We start from the raw sequence: 4295 nt of genomic DNA on the forward strand, positions 1-4295 counted from the left end.
TTGAACGCGAGTTCGGCGATGGTGGTCATGCTGGATTCCTTCCGTTCTGCGATGGTGATGGTCGGGCGCTGGGGCCCGTTTCCCGGCCCGGGGGGCCGAGGTCACTCTCGTCGTGCCGAGACGACGAAGACTGCGGCTGCGATGCCGAGCACGACCAGGACCGACAGCCACGCGAAGCCGGGCAGGTCGAACAGGAGTATCGCCACCGCGATGGCGATGAGCACGACGGGTGCTGCGAACCACAGCGCGGTCCGTGTGTTGGCGTTCATCTGGTCTCCTCCTTCGGTCGTGCGGACGCTGCGGAGGCGGCGTCCGGCTGCCGACGGGGGCCGTCCCCGTCGTGCATGGGTTCCCGTCGGGATGCGAAGAGCTCCTCGACGGGCACGGTGTCGTCGTGGCCGCCCGTGCGGACGATCGCGAACTGGACGGCATCGGCGCGGCCACCGGTCTGCGCGGCGACGACGCGGCGGACGAAGGCGAGCAGCGCGCGGTAGTCGGCGCCCGTCTCGTACCCGTCCGGCAGCTGTTCCGCTGCCACCAAGAACCGTCCGACCACGTCGAACAGGCCCTTGTCGACCCGCCGGTCCGGGAACCACAGCATGTGCCGGAGCCGGCGTGCTGCGACGTCCTTGGTCCGCGTCCACTCGCTGACCACGTCGTCCTGCCGGTACCGGTACAGCAGCTCGAAGTCCATCGAGGCGGGGATCGGTGCGAAGAAGCGCCAGTTCGGGATGAGCAGCGCGGCGGTGTCGACCTGCCGGACCCGGTCGAACCGACGGTTCGGGTGCTGGCCGATGACCGTCGCGATGATCCAGAGCGCGAGGCCGATCGCGAGGGGCAGTGCCGGACCGTCTCCACGGCGGCTCATCGGTCCACCCCGATCGCCTCGCGGACGAGTGCACCGACCCGTCGGACCGGTGCGGGGTGGACGAGCAGGCCGTCGTGGGTGGACCGCACGACCTCGCGGCGGCCGTCGTGCTCGTGCGCGACGCGTTCGTGCGCGGCGCTCACCGCCGGTTGGAGTTCGTCGCTCGTGCTCGCCGTGACGACGAGCACGTCGGCACCGTCGGGGATGCGGCGTCCGGGTCGGTCGGCGACGAGGTCCGGCTCCGCCGCCTGCCACTCCGCACGGCCGGTGCGCCAGAGCCGGGCGTTCCGGTACACGGGGCTCAGGTCATCGGTCCGCCCCTGGCGTGCGGGGATCGCCCAGGTCGTGGCGTCGAGCAGCCATCCCCAGCCGGTCCGGAGGGACCACTCCATCAGCGGGAAGCCGTCCGTGAGCGACCGGACGGCGGTCAGGACGTCCTCGTCGGGTCGGTCCACGAAACCGGTGGTCGGGTCGAGGAGGACCACCCCGGCGACGTCGCGCCCGAGCTCGGCCGCGTGGCGTCGGAGCAGGTGCCCGCCGAACGAGTGCCCGACGATCCAGAGTGGTCCGTCCCCGGCGTGGCGGCCGACGAGGAAGCGGAGGTCCTCCGCGTAGGTGGCGAGCGTCGCGCCTGGTGCCGTGCTCGCCCCGGTCCCGGGACGGTCGTACGTCAGCGTGGCGACGTCGCCGCCGAGCTCCGCGATGATCGGGTCCCAGTACTCCTGGACCGCGACGAGCGAGTTCTCGAACACCACCAGGGGTGCCCCCGGCCCCGAGGTTGCCGGCCGGTACCGCACGGCCAGGCGCGATCCGGCGGGCGTCTCGACCACGGTCTGCCCGGCGCGGGGACGTCGACTGCGCCGGGCGTCCACGACCTGCCGGACCACAGCCTGCGTCCCGACCGCGGCCCCGATCACGCCGAGGACCCACGGGAACCCGTCGTGACGACGCGGTACGACCGATCGGCGGTCTGCGGTGACGTAGAGCACCGCGGGCTGCAGTGCGAGGAACGCTGGGAGGAACCGACCGAGTCCCATGGTCGCGGCGATGGTGAGGTGCATCCCAGCGATCGCGCCGAGGTACGCCACGCGCATCCGCGGGCCGAGCACGAACACGATCGGGAACGCGCACTCGAGGACGAGCGTGGCGACCTCGCCCACCCGGGCCAGTGCCGGCCGGTCGCGCAGGACCCGCCACACCCACTCCGAACCGTAGGTCCGCGTGCGCATCACCCCGAGCAGCGCCGAGCCGTTCCGCCAGGGCTCACCCATCAGCTTCACCCACCCCGAGACGAGGTACGACAGCGTCGCCTGGCTCGCGACCGCCCACAGCGCGGTGTCCACCGTCGCGGGTCGTCGGGAGGCCCGGGCAACACCCGACAGCGCCTGCGTGAAGAACGCCGCCTGGTCGCTGCCGTCGCCGCCGTTGTGGTGCAGTGGCCCGAGTGCGTAGCCGGTGAGCACCGTGACGGCGGACGCCGCGGCGCGGACGCGTCGGTCGCGGACCGGGGACAGGTGGACGAGGGCGGCGGCCACCCGGAGCCCGTGCATCGCGGTCACCACCCGGGGCCGGTAGACGCGGTCGAGCACGCGGCGCAGTCGCTCGTTGCGGACGAGCGCGGAGCCCCGCAGCAGGGTCCAGTCGTTCAGGCCGCCCGTCCGGCGGTTGTCCGCGTTCGCGAGGTGCTCGAGACTCCCCATCAGCACCACGAGCGCGGAGGCCCGCTCGGTCGCGGCGAGCACGTTCCCGCGGTCGGCCGACCGGTCGACGACACCGCGGACGACCCGGTCCACGAACCCGATCACGACGCCACCTCGAACTCCACCGTGTACGTGGGGGACTCCGGTGTCACCGGACCGCCGTCCCGGTCGCCCGTCACGGAGCGCACCGCGAGCCCGAGCTCCGTACCGAGGCCGGTCAGGACCTCGACCGGTGTGAGGAGGCTCACCTCGTTCCCGATGGTCGTCCGTCCGCCGTCGTGCCACAGGTGACTGACCTGCCAGAGTCCGGTCGGCTCGTCCAGGGTCGCGTAGGTTTGCAGACCACGGCCGACGCCAGGGTACGGGACGAACCAGGTCTCACGACGACGTCCGCCGTGCAGGCCGAGCACCGCGTCCGGGTTGTGCGTCTCGACGACCAAGCGGCCACCGTCGGCGAGGTGATCCCGCGCGGTGGCGAGCGTCTCGCGCTGGTGCTCGCGGGTCAGCAGCATCGAGATGGACGCGCAGACGCAGAAGACCAGGTCGAACCGCTGTCCGAGGCGGAGGTCGGTCATCGAGCCCTGCACCAGGTCGAGGTCGACGCCGGCCTCGACGGCGCCGTCGCGGCACCGGTCGAGCATCTCGGCGGACAGGTCGACGCCGGTGACGCTGATGCCCCGCTGCGCGAGCGGGATCGCCACGCGACCGGTCCCCACGCCGAGCTCGAGCGCCGTCGCCGGTGCGCTGGAAGCGAGCACCTCGACGAGGCCCGGTTCCGGCGGGAAGACGTCGTCGTAGATCTCCGCGAACTGCTGCCCGTACGTGTGCTGCACGACCCGACCCCCCTCGGCGTCGGGCTCCCTCGGCCCGACACCGAGGGACGCTAGGCCTGTACGTCCGCTCAGTCACACCAGTCCCGACGATTGCTCAGGCTGCTCGGAGGCGTTCGCCAGGTCCGGTGGGCATCCCCCCTCGGCGCGTGCGCCGCGTCGAACCGCACCAGCTCGGGGAAGCAGGCGGGTGGGCACCGGATCGGGTTGGTCGGGCACGCGGCGGACCCGCGCGTACCCCGGCCCCGCGGTCAGTCGGCGGCTGTCGCCGCGAGGTCGCTGTAGGTGGCCGCGTACCAGCCGACGGTCGAGTCCCCGGACGTCGGACCGATGGTGACGTACTCGCTCCGGGTGCGCAGGTACAGGTCCTCGTCGTGTCCGCACCGGATCTCGCCCGAGGCGACCACAGGACGGACGGGAGGCGCGGTGCGGGCCCGACCCGCGCCTCCAGGCCCTCAGGCGGTCGCGGCGTGACCCGCGGCCACCCAGCCGAGCCGTCGCAACGTCTCGCGGTTCCGGATCCAGATCATCGGCTGCACCAGGACGTCCGGCGCCCAGGCACCCGGCCCCGCCACGGCGTCCTCGACGATGGTGACCTTGCAGCCCCGTCGGTGCTCCTCGACGACGAGCTCGACCCGGGCCTCGCCGAGGGGCCAGCCCTTCGGCTGGATCACCATGCGGTGCGGAGCGTCCCACTCGAGGACCGTCGTCACGTCGTCGATCACGAGCGGCCAGATGCCGAACGAGTGGTGCAGGCGGGTGCCGACCGCGGGCCACCCCTCGTCCTGACCGCGCATGCGTGAGGCGCCGACGACCCAGGTGGTGAAGAGCCAGCCGTCCGCGAAGACGTCGAAGACGTCCTCCGGGCGGCAGTGCAGGATGCGGACGTTCTTCGCC

Annotated in this window: 6 protein-coding genes; all 6 read right to left on the reverse strand. The window is 72.6% G+C overall.

The features are described from left to right. Window positions 1-101: 101 nt before the first annotated feature. Window positions 102-269 carry a hypothetical protein gene (locus I5E_RS25135; protein WP_022905510.1) on the reverse strand — a complete coding sequence of 56 codons (168 nt, stop codon included), beginning with the start codon at window positions 267-269 and terminating at the stop codon, window positions 102-104. Then, window positions 266-868: a hypothetical protein gene (locus I5E_RS20945; protein ID WP_022905512.1), complete on the reverse strand. Its 603-nt coding sequence runs from the start codon at window positions 866-868 to the stop codon at window positions 266-268. The genes I5E_RS25135 and I5E_RS20945 overlap by 4 nt, the downstream gene beginning before the upstream one ends. Beyond that, entirely contained in the window at window positions 865-2673 is a 1809-nt protein-coding gene (locus tag I5E_RS01925) for an alpha/beta fold hydrolase (protein ID WP_022905513.1), read from the reverse strand. Before I5E_RS01925 ends, I5E_RS20945 begins: the two co-directional genes overlap by 4 nt. Continuing rightward, window positions 2670-3401 (reverse strand): class I SAM-dependent methyltransferase, encoded by a 732-nt coding sequence (locus I5E_RS01930; protein ID WP_022905514.1) that lies wholly within the window; start codon window positions 3399-3401, stop codon window positions 2670-2672. Before I5E_RS01930 ends, I5E_RS01925 begins: the two co-directional genes overlap by 4 nt. 248 nt (window positions 3402-3649) lie before the next feature. Beyond that, window positions 3650-3805 carry a hypothetical protein gene (locus I5E_RS25140; RefSeq protein WP_022905515.1) on the reverse strand — a complete coding sequence of 52 codons (156 nt, stop codon included), beginning with the start codon at window positions 3803-3805 and terminating at the stop codon, window positions 3650-3652. A 48-nt stretch (window positions 3806-3853) separates the two neighbouring features. Continuing rightward, a partial coding sequence (locus tag I5E_RS01940; protein WP_022905516.1) for an SRPBCC family protein occupies window positions 3854-4295 on the reverse strand: 442 nt, incomplete at its 5' end.

The organism is Curtobacterium sp. B18, assembly GCF_000333375.1.
Classification (GTDB): Bacteria; Actinomycetota; Actinomycetes; order Actinomycetales; family Microbacteriaceae; genus Curtobacterium.